The sequence below is a fragment of the Micromonospora sp. NPDC005197 genome, from assembly GCF_040608295.1.
Classification (GTDB): domain Bacteria; phylum Actinomycetota; class Actinomycetes; order Mycobacteriales; family Micromonosporaceae; genus Micromonospora.
On sequence record NZ_JBEXHY010000022.1, the window covers coordinates 33,876 to 50,210 of the forward strand.

Annotated in this window: 15 protein-coding genes; 8 read left to right on the top strand and 7 right to left on the bottom strand. The window is 72.8% G+C overall.

Annotation, left to right across the window (positions count from 1 at the left end; all coding sequences use genetic code 11):
- Positions 1–80 precede the first annotated feature (80 nt).
- On the bottom strand, positions 81–4,211 hold the full coding sequence (gene pglW, locus ABZU46_RS10975) for a BREX system serine/threonine kinase PglW (protein ID WP_354856277.1): 4,131 nt from the start codon (positions 4,209–4,211) through the stop codon (positions 81–83).
- 252 nt (positions 4,212–4,463) lie between these two features.
- On the opposite strand from pglW, the gene ABZU46_RS10980 reads away from it, so the two are divergent.
- The gene (locus ABZU46_RS10980; RefSeq protein ID WP_354856279.1) at positions 4,464–5,609 is read left to right on the top strand and encodes a site-2 protease family protein; all 1,146 of its coding nucleotides are present in this window, start codon (positions 4,464–4,466) and stop codon (positions 5,607–5,609) included.
- On the opposite strand, the gene ABZU46_RS10985 is transcribed toward ABZU46_RS10980, so the two are convergent.
- Complete coding sequence (locus tag ABZU46_RS10985; protein ID WP_354856281.1) at positions 5,594–6,871, bottom strand: FAD-binding protein; 1,278 nt, start codon at positions 6,869–6,871, stop codon at positions 5,594–5,596. The genes ABZU46_RS10980 and ABZU46_RS10985 overlap by 16 nt on opposite strands.
- A complete protein-coding gene (locus tag ABZU46_RS10990) occupies positions 6,868–7,638 on the bottom strand; it encodes a hypothetical protein (RefSeq protein WP_354856283.1) in 771 nt (256 codons plus the stop codon). Before ABZU46_RS10990 ends, ABZU46_RS10985 begins: the two co-directional genes overlap by 4 nt.
- 101 nt (positions 7,639–7,739) lie before the next feature.
- On the opposite strand from ABZU46_RS10990, the gene ABZU46_RS10995 reads away from it, so the two are divergent.
- Entirely contained in the window at positions 7,740–8,165 is a 426-nt protein-coding gene (locus tag ABZU46_RS10995; protein WP_354856285.1) for a hypothetical protein, read from the top strand.
- Between the two features lie 13 nt (positions 8,166–8,178).
- Here the strand turns inward: ABZU46_RS10995 and ABZU46_RS11000 are convergent, their stop codons facing one another.
- Entirely contained in the window at positions 8,179–9,108 is a 930-nt protein-coding gene (locus tag ABZU46_RS11000) for an LLM class F420-dependent oxidoreductase (protein WP_354856287.1), read from the bottom strand.
- A gap of 87 nt (positions 9,109–9,195) precedes the next feature.
- Here ABZU46_RS11000 and ABZU46_RS11005 point away from each other — a divergent pair, with 87 nt between their 5' ends.
- Together ABZU46_RS11005 and ABZU46_RS11010 are read left to right on the top strand one after the other, a co-directional pair.
- Positions 9,196–9,507 carry a metalloregulator ArsR/SmtB family transcription factor gene (locus ABZU46_RS11005; protein WP_354856288.1) on the top strand — a complete coding sequence of 104 codons (312 nt, stop codon included), beginning with the start codon at positions 9,196–9,198 and terminating at the stop codon, positions 9,505–9,507.
- The gene (locus ABZU46_RS11010; RefSeq protein ID WP_354856290.1) at positions 9,508–10,038 is read left to right on the top strand and encodes an SRPBCC family protein; all 531 of its coding nucleotides are present in this window, start codon (positions 9,508–9,510) and stop codon (positions 10,036–10,038) included.
- A 13-nt stretch (positions 10,039–10,051) separates the two neighbouring features.
- On the opposite strand, the gene ABZU46_RS11015 is transcribed toward ABZU46_RS11010, so the two are convergent.
- From ABZU46_RS11015 to ABZU46_RS11025, 3 genes are all read right to left on the bottom strand, one after another.
- Positions 10,052–11,089 (bottom strand): hypothetical protein, encoded by a 1,038-nt coding sequence (locus ABZU46_RS11015; protein ID WP_354856291.1) that lies wholly within the window; start codon positions 11,087–11,089, stop codon positions 10,052–10,054.
- Entirely contained in the window at positions 11,089–11,358 is a 270-nt protein-coding gene (locus tag ABZU46_RS11020; protein WP_354856293.1) for a hypothetical protein, read from the bottom strand. Before ABZU46_RS11020 ends, ABZU46_RS11015 begins: the two co-directional genes overlap by 1 nt.
- 535 nt (positions 11,359–11,893) lie before the next feature.
- Positions 11,894–12,685, bottom strand: a complete 792-nt coding sequence (locus ABZU46_RS11025; protein WP_354856295.1) for a methyltransferase domain-containing protein — start codon at positions 12,683–12,685, stop codon at positions 11,894–11,896.
- 74 nt (positions 12,686–12,759) lie between these two features.
- Here ABZU46_RS11025 and ABZU46_RS11030 point away from each other — a divergent pair, with 74 nt between their 5' ends.
- The 4 genes from ABZU46_RS11030 (at position 12,760) to ABZU46_RS11045 (ending at position 16,269) form a co-directional block, all read left to right on the top strand.
- Positions 12,760–13,428 carry a hypothetical protein gene (locus tag ABZU46_RS11030; RefSeq protein WP_354856297.1) on the top strand — a complete coding sequence of 223 codons (669 nt, stop codon included), beginning with the start codon at positions 12,760–12,762 and terminating at the stop codon, positions 13,426–13,428.
- A gap of 47 nt (positions 13,429–13,475) precedes the next feature.
- The gene (locus tag ABZU46_RS11035; RefSeq protein ID WP_354856298.1) at positions 13,476–14,420 is read left to right on the top strand and encodes an RNA polymerase sigma-70 factor; all 945 of its coding nucleotides are present in this window, start codon (positions 13,476–13,478) and stop codon (positions 14,418–14,420) included.
- An 82-nt stretch (positions 14,421–14,502) separates the two neighbouring features.
- A complete protein-coding gene (locus ABZU46_RS11040; protein WP_354856300.1) occupies positions 14,503–15,690 on the top strand; it encodes an FAD-dependent oxidoreductase in 1,188 nt (395 codons plus the stop codon).
- A 102-nt stretch (positions 15,691–15,792) separates the two neighbouring features.
- Positions 15,793–16,269 (top strand): hypothetical protein, encoded by a 477-nt coding sequence (locus ABZU46_RS11045; protein WP_354856301.1) that lies wholly within the window; start codon positions 15,793–15,795, stop codon positions 16,267–16,269.
- The last annotated feature ends 66 nt before the right edge of the window (positions 16,270–16,335 follow it).

The window sequence follows — 16,335 nt, forward strand, 5'->3', positions numbered from 1 at the left end:
GCTGGCTCACCGGTCCCGGCGCCCAGCAACGATAGCCGCCACGCGACAGACGAAGCGTCACCGCGCCGAGCGTCTCCCTCTCAACTCGTCGGCGATGCCGCCCGGCCCGACGACTCGATCCAGTCGTCGGCGAGCCACAGCGACTGGCTGGCCGGGGAGGTGAGCGGCAACTGCACCCCGTCCAGCACCGCCGGGTCAGGTCGACGAGCCGGCACCAGCAGCAGCCGGGCGGCCGGTCGAGGTCGGGTCGGGTCGGCCATCTCCTGGAGCAGCCCGAGCTGCCCGTAGCGGGCCAGCGGCGCCGCCTCGGTGATCAACACCGGTCGGTCGGCGGCGGCGATCGCTTCGTTGACCGCCGGCACCACCTGATGCCGGACCAGGTCCACCAGGCTGCGGAAGTCGGCGTCCAGGGGTGAGCTGTTGTCGGCCGCCACGATCGCCTCCCAGGGGAAGCCCAGCGCGCGCAGCCGGTCCAGCAGGATCGCGGTGACGTCCACTTCGGTCAGCGGCAGCCGGGCCAGCAGCGCCCGACGGGCCGAAACCAGCCTGCGCAGGGGTGCCAGCACCGCCAGGAAGGCTCGCCGGTCGATGGCCGCGGCGAGCTTCTCGCCCACCTCGTCGGCGGCGGTCAGCCCGAGCAGCGGCGCGTGGGTGGTGGCCAGGCGGGTGCCGGTCACCGACGCAGGCGTGCTCGCCGGCCCGTACAACCGGTCCTGTGGGTGCCAGGTCAGCGGCACCTCGGCCGCCGCGAGCAGGTCGGTCAGGGCGGGCCGATCCGGCACGCGCTCCGCGCGAGGGAATCGGCTGTGCACCCGGTCACGGATCTGCTGCGGCCCCAGCCGCTGGCCGATCAGGCCACCGACCGACAACCGCAGCGCGCGCTCGGCCGACATGCCCACCGGATAGAGCTGCCCCTGCGCGTTGACATCGACCCGATCGTTGCTCCCGACTGCGGCAAGTTGCAGCAGCCGCAGGTCGGCCACCGCCGGCATGCCGGCCGGCAAGGACAGTCGGCGTAGCTCCTCGACAGCGCGCTGCCGGGTCGGCAGCGGGTCGGCGACAGCCAACTCGGCGGCACGGCTGCCCAGCTCCACCACGTACCCCAGGAAGTCGGCGGCGGTGACGTCGGACGCCGGATCGTCCGGTTCCCGGCCGACCAGGACGGTGCCGGAGATGCGGAACCGATGGATGGCCACCCGGGCGTCCCCGCCGGTGCTCAGTTCGGCCTCGACGGCGGCGCGGACCAGCCCGACCGCCTGCGGCAGCCGCTTCGGCGCGGGGGTGTACGAGCCGCGGGCGGCGATCAGCGCCTGGGCCAGTTCGTCGGCGGACATCACCGCGCCGCGCGCGTCGAGCAGCGCCACGATCTCGTTGCGAACCGCCTCCAGTGCCGGCTCGCCCAGCCAGTGCCTGGCCTGGGCAGCGAGCAGCTTGGAGATCTGGGGCTGACTCCGGCCGATGGCCCGGGCCGCCTCACTCTGTGCCGGCCAGCACAGGAACTCACCGTCGTCGGTGGGCATCTGCCCGAGCAGCACGGCCAGCGTCCGGTGGTTGCGGGAGGTCGAGGCGGGAAGCAGGGTCGCGCAGAGTGCCTCCACGCCCTGCGCCAGGGGCTGCTCGTCGACGGCGGGCGACTCGCTGCCGCCGGGCAGCACGGCGCGCAGCGCCCGCGCCTGGGCGATGATCTCTTTGCGGGTCGCGTCCGGCACTCCCTTGGCCCGGGTCAGCGCCGACAGCTTGACGTCCAGTAGCTCGCCGACAGTGTGCAGGCCGAGTCGTTGCAGCGCCGAGCGGGCCCGAGCGGTCAGCTCGGTGACCTCCAGCGGTGACTCGCGAGTCAATCCCACGGCCGCTGGCAGCGGGCCGACCGGAGTCACCGCCGGCTGCGGGACCTGCTGGAAGATGGCCCGCCAGGCGTCGGTCATCTCGTCGACCGTGTCGAACCGGGCCGCCGCGTCCCTCGCCAACGCCCGGCCGAAGAACTCCACCAACCGGTCCGCAACCGCCGGGTCGAACACCGCCGGGTCGAGGGCCACCTCGTCGCTGACCACGGCCGGGTTGGCGTTGTCACCCCAGCGGGGCAGCACGCCCGTCGCCATCTCGTAGAGCACGACGGCCGCCGCGAACCGCTCGGCCGCCGCGTCGTAACGCAGCCGGCGCGGCGGACCGAGAAACGGATCGAGGTAGCCGACAGTGCCCGCGCCGAGCTGGTCGGCGGGGGCGGACGAGAGCGAGAAGTCAAAGACGCACAGGTGCGGCTGCTTGTCCTTCGGCCGCGGTCGGGCCGCCAGGTTCGCCGGCTTCAGATCCCGGTGCCAGACACCCTGGCCGTCCAGGTAGTTGACGATGTCGAGCAGGTCCCGGCCGTACCGCTCCAGCAGGTCCAGCGCCAGCCGGCCGCCGCGCAGCTCCTCGGCGAGGGTCCGCTGCCCGGCACTCTCCATCAGCAGCGCGGTCCGGCCGCCGACCCGCACCGGGCCGTCGACCAGCGCGGCCACCTGGGGGTGCTTCAACCCCGCGAGGGTACGCGCCTCCGCCGTCAGCCGTTCCTCGTGCTGCTCGTCGCGGGCGACCTTCAGCACCAGGTCACGCGACTCCCCGTCGCGAGTGACCAGGAAGGCGACGGCCGTGGCACCGGAGCCGAGCCGGTCCTTCACCTCCAGGCCGCCGTCGAGCACGTCACCCCGGTGGGCGGAGAGCGGGTCGGCAACCGGCTCGGGCTCCGGCGCGGTCAGCTCCTCCCAGACCTTCTCCAGGTCCTTGTGGAACCGGGAGACGCTGGGCAGCCGTTGCGCCGGATCGCCCCGGGTCGCGTCATAGACCAGGGTGACCAGCGTGTGCGGCATGCCGTCGACCGCGGCATCGAGGTGCAGGCCACTGTCGCGTACCGCGTTGACGAGTTCCTCCGGCGTGGCGGCCGGCACCGCACCGGCGAAGATCCGGTACGCCAGCGCGCCGAGAGAGAACACGTCGAGCTGGTGGCCCGGCAGCCGGGTGGCGTTCTCAGCCTCCGGCGCCTGGTAGCGACGGACCTCGTCGTCGAAGAACAGCTCCAGGCTGGCCGGGTCGCTCGACGGGCCCAGTCGGGTGAGCTGGGTCGTGCCGGCCAACCGGCCGCCGGTCTGCCAGTCGGTGACCACCAGCGTGGGGCGCGGCCCGTCCGGGTTACCGACGTAGATCGCCCGGGGCGAGAGCGCCCGGTGGGCCAGCCGGCGGGAGTGCGCGTAGTCGATGATCTCGGCGAGATCCTGCACCAGTTGCAGTCGCTGGGCCAGGGTCAACGCGTCACCGCGGCGCAGCAGCCACTGGTCGAGGCGTACCCAGTCCGGTTGGTGGTCGAAGACGACCGCGGGGCCCCAGGAATGCTCGACCAGATCGTGCGCCCGGGCCACGCCCGGATGATGGATGCCCTGCAGCAGGCGGAACTCCCGCTCTGCGGCCTTGCGGATCGCCGGAACCTCATGCTCGGCGGCCCGGCTGGTCAGGTAGAACCGCACCCGACGCACCAGCGACGTGTCCAGCGCGTGCCCGGCGAGGAAGTCCTGCCAGCCGAGACCCTCGGCGAACGGCTTCGGGTGCAGCAGCAGTTGACCGACCTTGCGGTCCGCCACCGACGGCCGGATCTTTGCGCCGCGCACCAGCTCGACGATGTCTCGGCCGCGCGCCTCATCCACCAGATGGTCCGGATTTCGCGGCAGGGCGAGCAGCAGCTTCTTCAGGCCGGGCAGGCCGGAGTCATGCCCCTCCAGCCCGTAGATGTGCTGGCTGCCGATTGCATCGAGGTCGGCCCGCATCGCCTTTGCGTGGAGGAAGACCGCCGCCCCGACATAAGGCGTCTCGCGCTGCCGTCCGTGTTGCTTGGCGTAGTAGCGGATCAGGCTGGCCAGCCGCTTCGCCTTTCGGTTAGCCAGAATGTACGGGTTGTCTTCGGGGATCAGTCGAGAATTCGGCGCCCGGCGCAGCCACTGGGTGCCGTCACCGCGGATCTCCCCCTGCCAGTGCTTCAGCTCCAGCACGTAGAGCCCGCTCGGGGTCAACACCAGGGCGTCGACCTCGTTGATCGAGCCGTCGGCGCCGACGAACTCGACGTTCGTCCAGACGTGGTACGGGTCGGAGTCGGGCAGGTAGCCGGCCAATTCGCGCAGCCCGTCCTGCTCCCAGATGTACGAGCTGGAGTTGATCTGCTCCCAGCGCGGTGAATCCTCCCGCATGCGCCGACCCTTCCGCCCTGGCCGTCGATGTTCCGGCTCAGTCTGGGCACTTTACCGTTTCGGCGCTTGATCAGCGGAGACCACCGCTCGCGCACACAGTGCATCTGGTCAACCACCCTTGACTAAGGGTGGTGGAGCGCGGCCGGACGGAATTTGTACAGATGTTCGCTCGGCACGGTCGACGGATCACACCAACCGAGACGCCACCTCGTCGACTGGCATGGGCAGGCTAAGTAGGGGTATCAGCCCGGGATGAGGGCAAGTTTCCGGCTCGGACGGATCGCGGGGGTGCCGGTCGGGGTCAACTGGAGCGTTCTGGTCATCTTCGCGCTGATCGCGTGGGCGCTGGCCGCGAACCAGTTTCCCCGCTCGTACCCGGACCGCTCGCCCGTGGCGTACACCCTCGCCGGTCTGGCCGCGGCGGTGGTCTTCTTCGTCGGCCTGCTCGCCCACGAGGTGTCGCACGCCGTGGTGGCCAAGCGCAACGGGCTGACCGTCGAGAGCATCACGCTCTGGCTGTTCGGCGGGGTGGCCGAGTTGCGGGGCGAGCCGCGCGACCCCGGCGCGGAGCTGCGGATCGCCGGCGTCGGCCCGCTGGTCAGTCTGCTGCTCGGGGCGTTCTTCGGTGTCATCGCTTTGCTGTTCGCGCTGGTCGGGCAGGGTGGGCTGCTCTTCGGCGCGATCGCGTGGCTGGCCGGCATCAACGTGCTCCTGGCGGTCTTCAACGTGCTGCCGGCCGCACCGCTGGACGGTGGCCGGCTGCTGCGCGCCGCGGTGTGGAAGGCCACCGGCGATCGGAGCCGGGCCTCGGTGGTGGCCGCCCGGGCCGGCTGGGTGCTCGGCGCGCTGCTCATCGGCCTCGGGCTGTGGCGGTTCCTGTCCGGTGTCGGCTTCGGCGGGCTCTGGTTGGTGCTGATCGGCTGGTTCCTGATAGGCGCCGCCGGGGTGGAGGAGCGGCAGGCCCGCGCCGGAAGCGCGCTGCGCGGAATCCGGGTCGCCGACGTGATGACGCCGCAGCCGCAGACCGCCTCGGCGGACATGACGGTCGCCGACTTCGTGGACCACTACCTCTTCGCGTACCGGCACTCGGCGCTGCCGCTGACCGAGGATGGCCGACCGACCGGCCTGGTCACCGTGGACCGGGTGCGGGGCGTACCGGCCGACCGGCGGACGTCGACCACGCTGGCCGAGGTGGCCTGCCGGGCCGACGATCTGGTGCTCGCCCGGCCGGGGGAACAGCTCAACGACCTGCTCCCCCGGCTCAACGAGTGCGCCGACGGTCGCGCCCTGGTGGTGAGCGACGATGGCAGGCTCACCGGCATCGTCTCCCCCAGCGACATCAGCCGTGCCGTCCAGCGCGGCAGCCTGCGCACCCCGGCCGGTCAGCGGGGGAAGTAGCGGTCCAGCCCGTCGGTGCGGAACGTGCCGGTCGGGTCCAGGCGGGTCAGCAGGGCGGCGAAGTCGGCGTGGCGGGGGTAGCGGGCGGCCAGCTCGGTCGGGGCGGTGACGAAGACCTTGCCCCAGTGCGGGCGGGGCGCGAACGGCGCCAGGCGGTCCTCCACCTCGGCCAGCACCGGCAGCACCGCGTCGGCGTCGTCGACCCAGGTGAAGTGGACCACGAAGCTGTCCCGCCTGTGGTTCGGGCTGAGCCACAGCTCGTCGGCCGCCACCGTCCGCAGCTCACACACGTGCAACACAGGCGCGATCAGGTGCGCCACCTCGGCCAGCGCGGCGAGCGCCCCGGCCGCCGCCGTACGCGGCAGGTGGTACTCGGACTGGAGTTCGTCACCGCTGCTCGGGGTGAAGCCGAGCTTGAAGTGCGGTAACCGCTCGTGCCACGGGCCCGGCACGCCGAGCTGTGGGGTGCAGTTCTCCGCCGGCATGCCGAGCACCGGGTGTCGCGGCTGGTCGGCGGCCGTGGTGCCGAGCCAGTCCGCCTCCGGCGGCGGCTGCTTCGCGAGCTGTTTGCGCCACACCTCCCGCAGGCGCGGGGTACGCCAGTCGGTGAACACGCTCACGCTGTACGCCGAGTCGAGCGCCTCGTCCAGCGCCTCGACGGGCAGGTCGAGGCGCACGTACTGGCGCAGCTCGAACGCCGGCACCAGGTCCAGGGTGACCCGGGTGACCAGGCCGAGCGCGCCGAGCCCGACCACCATGCCGGCGAACGTGTCGCCGTCGGTGTCGCGGTCCACGTGCGTCAGGTCCCCGTCGGCGGTGACCAGCTCCAGGGCGGCGACCGAGGTGGCCAGGTTGCCGTGGGTGGGGCCGGAGCCGTGGGTGGCGGTGGCCACCGCGCCGGCGACCGAGATGTGCGGCAGCGAGGCGAGGTTGGCCAGCGCGTACCCCTGGGTGTGCAGGTGTCCGGCGAGGTCGCCGTAGCGCATCGCCCCGCTCACGGTGACCTGCCCGCGCTCGCGGTCCACCTCCACGGTCGGGGGCAGGCCGGCGAGACTGACCAGGTCGCCCTCGGTGTCGCCGAGGCGGTTGAAGGAGTGTCCGGTGCCCACCGCGCGGATCCGGGAGCTGCCGGCGACCAGCCGGCGCACCTCGTCGACGGTGGTGGGGCTGTGGAACTCCCGCGCGGCGTAGCGCACGTTGCCGGCCCAGTTGCGGCGTGGCACGTCGCTGCTCGACGTCAGGTGCTGTCCCTGCGCGGTCATGGGGCGGTCTCCCGATCGGTGGACTGGTGGTCGGCTAACGCGGCGATGAGGGCGTCCAGAACCGTATCCGTCTGGAACGTGTGGTAACCGCGTTGGGCGATCGGCAGACCGGCGGCCGTGGCGCGTTCGATCTCGCCCCGGGCCGCCTGCCGGGTCGCCGCGTCCCCGGACATCAGGGCGTCCTGGCCGCGTCGGATCAACCGGTCGACCCGATCCATCTGGTAGCCGCGCAGGCCGACCGGGAGGTCCGGGGCCGCGAAGGCGGCGCGGCGCAGAGCGACCAGGTCGACGAAGCGGTCCCCGGCGCAGCTCGCCAGCGCCTCGGCCACCTGCTCGGGTTGCTCCCGGACCTGGTCGAAGACGAGCAGCTCGATGGCGGGCCGGCCGTCGATCGGGTGGCGGGCGGTGACCGGCTCGAACGTCACACCCGGGGCGGGCACCAGCAGCAGGCGCGGCGGTGTCGAGTAGCCGTCGCGGCGGGGCGGCTCGTCGAGGACCAGCGCGTCGACCTCGGCCCACCGGATCTCCCGGCGCAGGCCGGGCCGCCGGATGCTGAGCCCTTCCGGGGTGATCCCGAAGCGGAACGGCCGCATCGCGCTGACCAGCGCCACCGCGCCGAGCGCGATCGCACCCACGGCGACGATCGTCCGTAGCAGGGCGCCGTCGCTGGGGTAGACCAACAGGAGCACCCCACCGAGTACGCACACCAGGGCGAGCACCCGGGCCCCCCGGCTCCGGCGCAGCTCCACGCTCGGACCCCCGTTCATGACCGTGGCGTCGGTCCCCGCATCCTCTGACAGACCGGGCGCCACGGACACCGGACGATCGGGCACGGTTGTTCTCGCCATCGTCGGGGAACCCTACGCCCATGAGCAGCTACCGTGATCCGGCCCTGCGGGGCGACGTGTATCCGTCGGAGGAGGAGCTGGACCCGACCGGCAGCGCTGTCGAGCCGGCCAGCGCCCCGCCGGGCGCCCGGTTGTCGAGCCACCAGTCGCCCACGCCCGGCCCCCGTCCGACACCCGCCCCCGCGCCCGCGCCGACGCCCGTACCGTCGCCCGGTCCGCCGCCGCGCGAACCCGCCGCCGGGCCGCAGTCGATCGTGACGCGCCACCTGGACGGCTCGGTCGAGGTGGTCACCGACCTCGACGGGGACGGCGTCGCCGACGTCGTCCAGATCGATGTGGACGGCGACGGCGTACCGGACATCACCTATGTGGACAGCGACCGCGACGGCCGGCTGGACACCGTGCTGCGCGACCCGGGCGCGGTCGGCGCCCACCGGGGCGCCTGACCGGCCGGTCGGCTCACAGGTTCGCCAGCACCTCGGTCGCGACCAGGTCGAGGTGGTCCAGGTCGGTCAGGTCGAGCACCTGGAGGTAGAGCCGCTGGCTGCCGATCTTCGCGTACCGGCCGATGGTGTCCAGGACCTCGTCGGGCGTGCCGGCGAGACCGTTGGCCCGCAGCTCGTCCGGCTCGCGGCCGATGGCGGCGGCCCGGCGGGCCACCTCGGCGTCGTTGCGCCCGCAGCAGAGCACCAGGGCGTTGGACCAGACCAGGTCGCCTGGGTCCCGACCGATCTCGGCGCACGCCGCGCGGACCCGCTCGAACTGCGCCGCCGAGTCCGCCGGCGAGGCGAACGGCAGGTTGAACTCGTCGGCGTAGCGGGCGGCCAGCCGGGGCGTGCGCTTCGGGCCCATCCCGCCGAGCAGGATCGGCGGGCGGGGCTGCTGCACCGGCTTGGGCAGGGCCGGGGAGTCGCTGACCGGGTAGTACCGGCCAGCGTGGCTGAACCGCTGCCCGGTCGGGGTGGACCACAGCCCGGTGATGACCGCGAGCTGCTCCTCCAGCCGGTCGAACCGCTCGCCCAGAGCCGGGAACGGAATGCCGTACGCGGTGTGCTCCTCGGCGTACCAGCCGGTGCCGATGCCCAGCTCCACCCGACCGCCGCTCATCTGGTCGACCTGCGCCACGGTGATGGCCAGCGGGCCGGGCAGCCGGAAGGTGGCGGCGGTCATCAGGGTGCCGAGCCGGATGCGGCTGGTGTCGCGGGCCAGGCCGGCGAGCGTGGTCCACGCGTCGGTGGGGCCGGGGTCGCCGCTCCCCGCGCCCATCCTGAGATAGTGGTCGGACCGGAAGAACGCGCCGAAGCCGTCATCCTCGGCGCGGCGGGCCACCGCGAGCACCTGGTCGTAGGTGGCGCCCTGCTGGGGCTCGGTGAAGATCCGCAGTTCCATGGTCCGAGCATAGGTAGCCGCACCGGCCACCGCCCGTCCTCGTCATATACCTTGGCAGACATATAACGGAGAAGGAATATTAGGTAGGTGTCCACCGACGCCTTCACCGTCCTCGCCGAGCCCACCCGACGCCGGATCCTCGACGCGCTCCGCGACGCCGACCGCAGTGTGGGCGAATTGGTCGACGGGCTGGGGGTCAGCCAGCCGGCCGTCTCCAAACACCTGCGGGTGCTGCGCGAGGCCGGCTTCGTCTCCTGCCGGACCGCGGCGCGGCAGCGGATCTACCGCCTCGAGCCGGGCCCGCTGCGAGCGGTGGACGGCTGGCTCGCCCCGTACCGCCGGCTCTGGACCCGGCACCTGGACGCCCTGCAACGGCACCTCGACAGTCAGGAGCAGTGAATGAACCGCGACGCATTCCGCCCGAGCCCACCCGCCGAGGTGCGCGCCGAGCCCACCGACGGCGGCGCCATCCTGGTTTTCGTCCGTGACCTGCGGCAGCCGCCGGCCACCGTGTGGGCGGCGCTGACCGACCCGACCCAACTCGCCCAGTGGGCCCCGTTCCTCGCCGACCGGAACCTCGGTGACCCCGGCGCCGCCGTGCTCACCCTCGTCGACGGCGAGACCACCCAGGAGCAACCGGCGACGGTACGCCGGGCCGAGCCGCCTCACCTACTGGAGTACACCTGGGGCGACGACCTGCTGTGCTGGGAGCTGACCCCGCTGGGCGCCGGCACCCGGCTCACCCTGCGGCACACCATCGCCGAGCGGGGCATGCTGCCGATGGTCGCCGCCGGCTGGCACCTCTGCCTCGACGTGGCCGACCGGCTGCTCGACGGCGACCCGGTCGGCCCGATCCGGGGCGCCGAGGCCAAGGACTTCGGCTGGCCCGCGCTGCGCGACACGTACGCCGAGCAGCTCGACGCCGAGTGACCGCCGCCCCTCCTCAGACGTACGGCCGGGTGGCGTACGCGGTGCGCAGCGCGGCCAACCCGGCCGCCTTCGGCGACAGCGTGCCCCACCCGGAGTTGAAGTAGTTGGTCCGCGCGATCCGCGGGCCACGCTCGGCGTTGAGCTGGGCGATCGCCGCCGGAACGGTGCGGATCCAGGCCGCCTGGTCCGGGATCTGGGCCGCCCGCACCCCGTACTCCGCGATGATCACGGGCCGGGACAGCGCCACCGGGCCGAGGTCCGCCACCGCCCAGTCCTTCGTCCGGCGGAAGCGGGCCAGCGCGGTCTGGCCGACGGCTGTCGCGTAGGCGTTCCACTGCAGGTAGTCCAGCCGCGACATCAGCGACTCCGGGTGGGTGCGCTGGAAGCACGCCCGGTCAAACCCGCCCACCCCGACCGAGAAGGTCGTCCCGGCGGGCAGCGTCCGGGCCTTGAACCAGGTGACGATGTAGTTCATGGCCTGCACCGCCCGCCGGTCCGACTCGGCCCAGGTGTACGCCTTGCCAGCCTCGGTCGTGCCGAACTCGTGGTCCGTGTCCAACTCGGACGCGAGCTGGATGTTCACCCCGAAACCGAGCGCCCGGTACTGGGACAGGGCACGCGCGAACAACCCGTCGCACTGGCCGTTGAGCACCTGGGTGTACCCGTACGCCTTCGGCCAGGTGGTGCCGGGACGCTGCTGGATGGTCATCGACGGCGCCGGCACGGTGTAGGTGACGCCGTCCACCGTGAAGGTCTGCGGCCCGGCGTTCGGAGCGCCGTAGTGCTTCAGCTCCAGGACCATGTTCATCTGCACCCCGGCCTTGCCCAGGTTGATGAGCCACGGCCGGTTGTAGCCGGGAAAGATGTACCCGTCGGCGAAGCTGCGGTACTGGGTCAGCGAGCGGAAGTTGCCACCGGCCATGTCGGCCGTCGGGTCGGCGCCGCCGGACAGGTAGTAGCCCCCGAGGACCGGCTGGCGCAGGCTGTAGTCGACGCCGGCCGTCGCGGTGTTGCCGGCCGCGTCGCGAACCTGGACGGTGACCCGGGGCATCACGCCACCGCCCGGTACACGGCAACTGAGCCGTTGTCGGAGACCCGGGACCAGGTACGCCCGGAGTTGTCGGTCACGGTCACGGCCAGCGGATCGATGACCGCGGTGACCTTGACCGGCGCGCTGCTGTTGCCCTGCGCGTCGGTGACCACGATGGTGACGGTCAGCGGTTTGGTGTCGGCGTCGGAGTACGTGACGGTCAGCAGCATCTGGTCACCCGGCGCGAAGACGGACGCGTTCAGGGCTGCGGTCGCGGTAGGAGCCGCCATGTCAGGGCCTCTCTCTGATGAGGTCGCCGGGGCGGACGCGCGGGTGAGCGACGCCGGACCAGGCGGAATCCACGATGCGTGAAGGCTGGTGGGGCACGAAGCGGTGGCGCGGCCGGTGGGCGGCGTCGCCGGCGGTGGGCGATGGCCACCGCCACTGGCGCCCGCAGCGGTGTGGGGGGCCGAGCCGTACGGGTGGTCGGGCCGGCGGCTGTGCCGTGCCCGCCGGGGCGGGGCCGGGCTGGGTGAGGGCGGCACCGACGCGGACGATGCTGTCCGCGGTGGGCCGGAGGACTGGGATGTGGCCCGACATCCGTCCGCCTTCTCGCCTGCCCTAAGCGTGCTCTACCAGGGGCTTTACCGTCTTGTCCGGTTAGCGACATACGCCCTGGTGTCGGGCCGCGCCGGGCGCGGGACAGCCGATCGGAAGCTCGCCGACAGCGCGCTGTGCTGGACTACCGGCGTGCCGCGAGCCGACGACAGGTGGTGTCCTTCGCCTGTCGCGCCGGCCTCATGCAGCCGGCCTGACCCGTCCCCGTCACGGCGCCGTGCCCGCCACGGCCCAGGCCCGCGCGGTGAGCCGGATCGAGCCGTCCGGCTCGATCGGCAACTGGGCGGCCAACAGGTCCCGCAACGCCGCCCGTTGCGGCTCGCCAAGCGAGGTGACGTACGACGGAGCGCTGCCCTGCCCGCCGAGGAACGGCCGCCAGTAGTCGTCGAAGTCGGCGAACACCGTCGGTACGTCCACCGGCCGGACCGACACGTCCCGCAGGCCGGCGTCCACCCACAGCTCCCGCAAGGGGCCGGGCCGGCACACGCTGAAGCGACTCGCCTCGTCCCGCCCCGCCGCGGCCGGGTCGAGGTGGGCGACGGCGGCCCAGAAGTGCCGCATCATCGCCATGCCCTCCGTGTAGTCCCACACGTACGCGGACACCACCCCCGCTGGCCGGACGACCCGGGCGAACTCGGCCACCGCCCGCGCCGGCTCGGGCACGAAGTTGAGCGTCAGCCCGCTGACCACCACGTCGACGGCACGGTCGGCCACCGGCAGAGCGCGGGCGTCACCGACGTGGAAGCTCGCGCGCGCATCCTGGACGCGGGCACGCGCCTGAGCGATGAAGCCCGCCGAGGGGTCGATGCCGGTGATCCGGGCGGGATCGGCCTCGCCGAGGACCGTCGAGGTCAACGCGCCGGTGCCGCAGCCCACGTCCAGCCAGTGCCGCCCGGGTGCCACGGCCAGTCCGCGTACGAAATCGCCCGCGACCAGGCAGCTCCACCGACCCACGTACGCCTCGTACGCATCGGCGTCCGCCCACACCGGGTGTGTCATGTCCGCACGATACGACAGCCGCCCGTGGAGCAGGTCTGAAGCGCCTCGTTGCGCCGGGTTGGCACACTGCCGCCGTGACGATGATCCGGACGTCGACGGTGCACAGGGTCCACGCGTGGCAGCGCATCCTGGTGGTGACCGCGCTGGTGGCCTCCGTGGTCAGTCTCGGCTGGACGTACCAGACCGGGGGCGACACCTTGCATTTCCGGATCGGGTGGGTCGCGGTCGCGCTGACCGTGGTCCCGTTGTTCGTCGCGCGGCGGCGGCAGTTCACGTACGCCTGCCTGGCGGTGGGTGTCCCGTTGCTCGTCCTGGCCTGCGGGCCCGTGCCGGACGGGATCCTGCCGGCGCTGCTGGTCCTGCTGGCGACCACAGCGGATCCGCGCTGGTCGCCGTGGCGGGCCCGGCTGTCGGTGCTCGTCGGCGCGGCGCTGGTGGTCGTCCCGGTCGTGGCGTCAGCCGGAGCGGTGCACGACTCGCTGACGTCCCCGCCGGTGGGCTTCGTCGTCCACACCGATGCGGGTTCCGGGTTCACCAATTTCGTCGAGCCGGGAGACTCGAGCGTGCGCGGCCTGCAGACCCGGTACACCGACGGCGACGAGGGCCCGACCAGCTTCGTCGAGTTCGAGCCCGGACTGTCGGCCGACGGGCAGGACCGGTTGCGCCGCCGACTGGCGGAGGCGCCCGGCGTGACGAGGATCTGCTCGTGGTACCGGAACAACCACCTGCGCTCCGCCTGCTGACCCGGGACCACGCGTGGCCACGCGACGGACGTGGTTACTGTCGAGCCATGCCGCTGCGTCCGGATGAGGTCGAGGTGTTCGAGCGCTCCAGGGGCCGCCTGGAGGCGATCGCCTACCGGCTGCTGGGCTCGGCAAGCGACGCCGAGGACGCGGTGCAGGACACGTTCCTGCGCTGGCAGGCCGCCGACCGGGAGCGCGTCGAGACGCCTGAGGCGTGGCTGACGAGGGTGCTCACCAACCTGTGCCTCAACCAGCTCACCTCGGCGCGCGCCCGGCGGGAGACCTACGTGGGCACGTGGCTTCCCGAGCCGGTCCTCGCCGGGGACCGGATGCTCGGGCCGGTCGACACCGTCGAGCAGCGCGAATCGGTGTCGATGGCGGTGCTCACCCTCATGGAGCGGCTGTCGCCCAACGAGCGCGCGGTGTACGTGCTGCGCGAGGCGTTCGGCTACCCGCACAGCGAGATCGCCGAGATCCTCGACCTCACCGAGTCGAACTGCCAGCAGATCTACCGGCGTGCCAGGCAGCACGTCACCGCCGACCGGGCCCGCACGGAGGTCGACGCCGCCGCCGCGCGCACGATCGTCACCGAGTTCCTCACGGCGGCAAACAGCGGCCAGATCCAGCGGCTGGTGGAGTTGCTGACCGGGGACGTCACCAGCATCGGCGACGGCGGCGGCAAGATCCCGGCCCGTACGACGCCGGTCGTCGGCGCGCTGGCGGTGGCGAAGTTCCTGCGCGGTCTCTTCCGGCCCAGCGACGTGAAGCGGAACCTCGTGGGCGGCAGCCCCGCCCTCTACGCCGAGGTCGTCAACGGCGGCCCCGCAGTGGTGGTCGTGACCGGCGAGCAGGTCGTCGGCGTCATGTCCCTGGAGGTGACGCCCGAGGGAGTCGCGGCGATCCGCGTCCAGGTCAACCCCGACAAGCTCGAACGCGTCACCCGCCAGTGGTCCGTCTCCGCACACTCCGAGCCGCTCCTGCACGTCTGGTGACCCAGGTCATAGCCGCCTCCTGTCAGCAATCGTGTCGCTGCTCGGTTCAGGTAGCGACAATCGCCGAGACAGGAGTGCCACCATGAAGCACCGCATCGTCGTCCTCGGAGCCGGCTACGCCGGAGCGATCGCCGCCGGCCGCCTCGCCCGCCGGTTGCACCCCGACGACATCGAGATCACCGTCGTCAACGCCGAGGCCGACTTCGTCGAGCGGGTCCGCATGCACCAGCTGGCCACCGGCCAGGACCTCAAGCGCCACGAGCTGAGCCAGGTGTACGCGGGCACCGGCGTGCGGGTGCGACGGGCCCGGGTCACCGCCGTCGACGTCGACCGCAGGACCGTCGCGCTGACCGACGAGCGCGGCGCCGACGAGATCGCGTACGACACGCTCGTCTACGCCCTCGGCAGCGCCGCCGCCGACCACGGCGTGCCCGGTGTCGCCGAGCACGCGTACGACATCGCCGGCCGGCCGTCGGCGCTGCGGCTGCGTGACCGCCTCGCCCACCTCGCGGCCGGTGCGACCGTGCTCGTCGTCGGCGGAGGCCTCACCGGCCTCGAAGCGGCCACCGAGATCGCCGAGGCCCGGCCCGACCTCGACGTCGCACTCGCCACCCGCGGCGGCCTCGGCGACTGGCTCACCGGGAAGGCGCGACAGCACCTGCGGGGCGTCGCGGCCCGGCTCGGCATCACCGTCCACGAGCACACCGACGTCGCCCGGGTGGAGGCGACCGGCGTCGTCACCGGCGACGGTCGGACGATCCCGGCGCAGGTGACCGTGTGGACGGCCGGCTTCGCCGTCCACCCCATCGCCGCCGCCACGACCCTGACGGTCGCGGCCACCGGGCAGATCGTCGTCGACGACACCATGCGCTCCGTTTCGCACCCCGAGGTGTACGCCGTCGGCGACGCCGGGCTCGCCGACGGGCCGGGCGGCAAGCCGCTGCGGATGTCCTGCGCCTCGGGAACCCCGATGGCCTGGCAGGCGGCCGACGCCATCGCCGCCCGGCTGACCGGTCGGGTGAAGATCCCCAAGGCCCCACTGCGCTACTTCAACCAGTGCATCAGCCTCGGCCGCCGCGACGGCATCATCCAGTACGTGACCGCCGACGACCGGGCCAAGCCGTCCCTGCTTACCGGACGGTTGGCGGCCCGCTACAAGGAGGTCGTGTGCAGGGGCGCCGCCTGGAGCATCTCCCACCCGATCCCGTACCCGGTGCGCCGCCGCCGCGTCACCACCACCCGGACGGAGGCCGCCGCGACGGTGTCGTGACGGGCCAGCCCGGGCCGCTCGCGGTGAACCCTGCGGTCCATGCTTGACCCGGTCGTCATGCTGGAACGTGAGCACACGTCCCGCGCCACCCGAGGAGAGCTCGTGCGCAAGCCAGTCAGGACCGCAGCCGTCCTCGTCGGGCTCGGCGTCGGCGCCGCGGCCGGCCCGTCCCTCGGGCCGGCCGCCGTCTGGTCCGGTGTCGCGATCGCCGCCCTCGGCGTGGCGCTCTCCCTGGTCGGCACCACGGAGTCGAGTCTCGTCGAGGACGGCCTGGTCGACCGCGACCCTGGCAGTGAGGCGGCGGCCGGCGGCGCGGCGGTCGCCGCGCAACGACGGCGGAAGCGACAGACGCCGACCCTCAGCGGCCTGGGTACCCGGGTGGAGCAGATCCTCGACCTCGCCGAGAAGCAGGCCGACGACCACCGCGCCGTCGCGCGGCTTGAAGCGGAGGGCATCGTGACCGCCGCGCGGCGGGAGGCGGAGGCGATTGTGAACCGGGCCCACGGACAGGCGGCCGGGCTCGCCGGCGTCCGCTGGGAACCGCCTCCCTCCTCGGGCATCGGCTCGTCACCCAGTTGAGGACCCGGTCACCGGCGGGCCGATCGCGCAGCTCGGATCACGGCGCGCGGACCCGCCGGGGCCGGA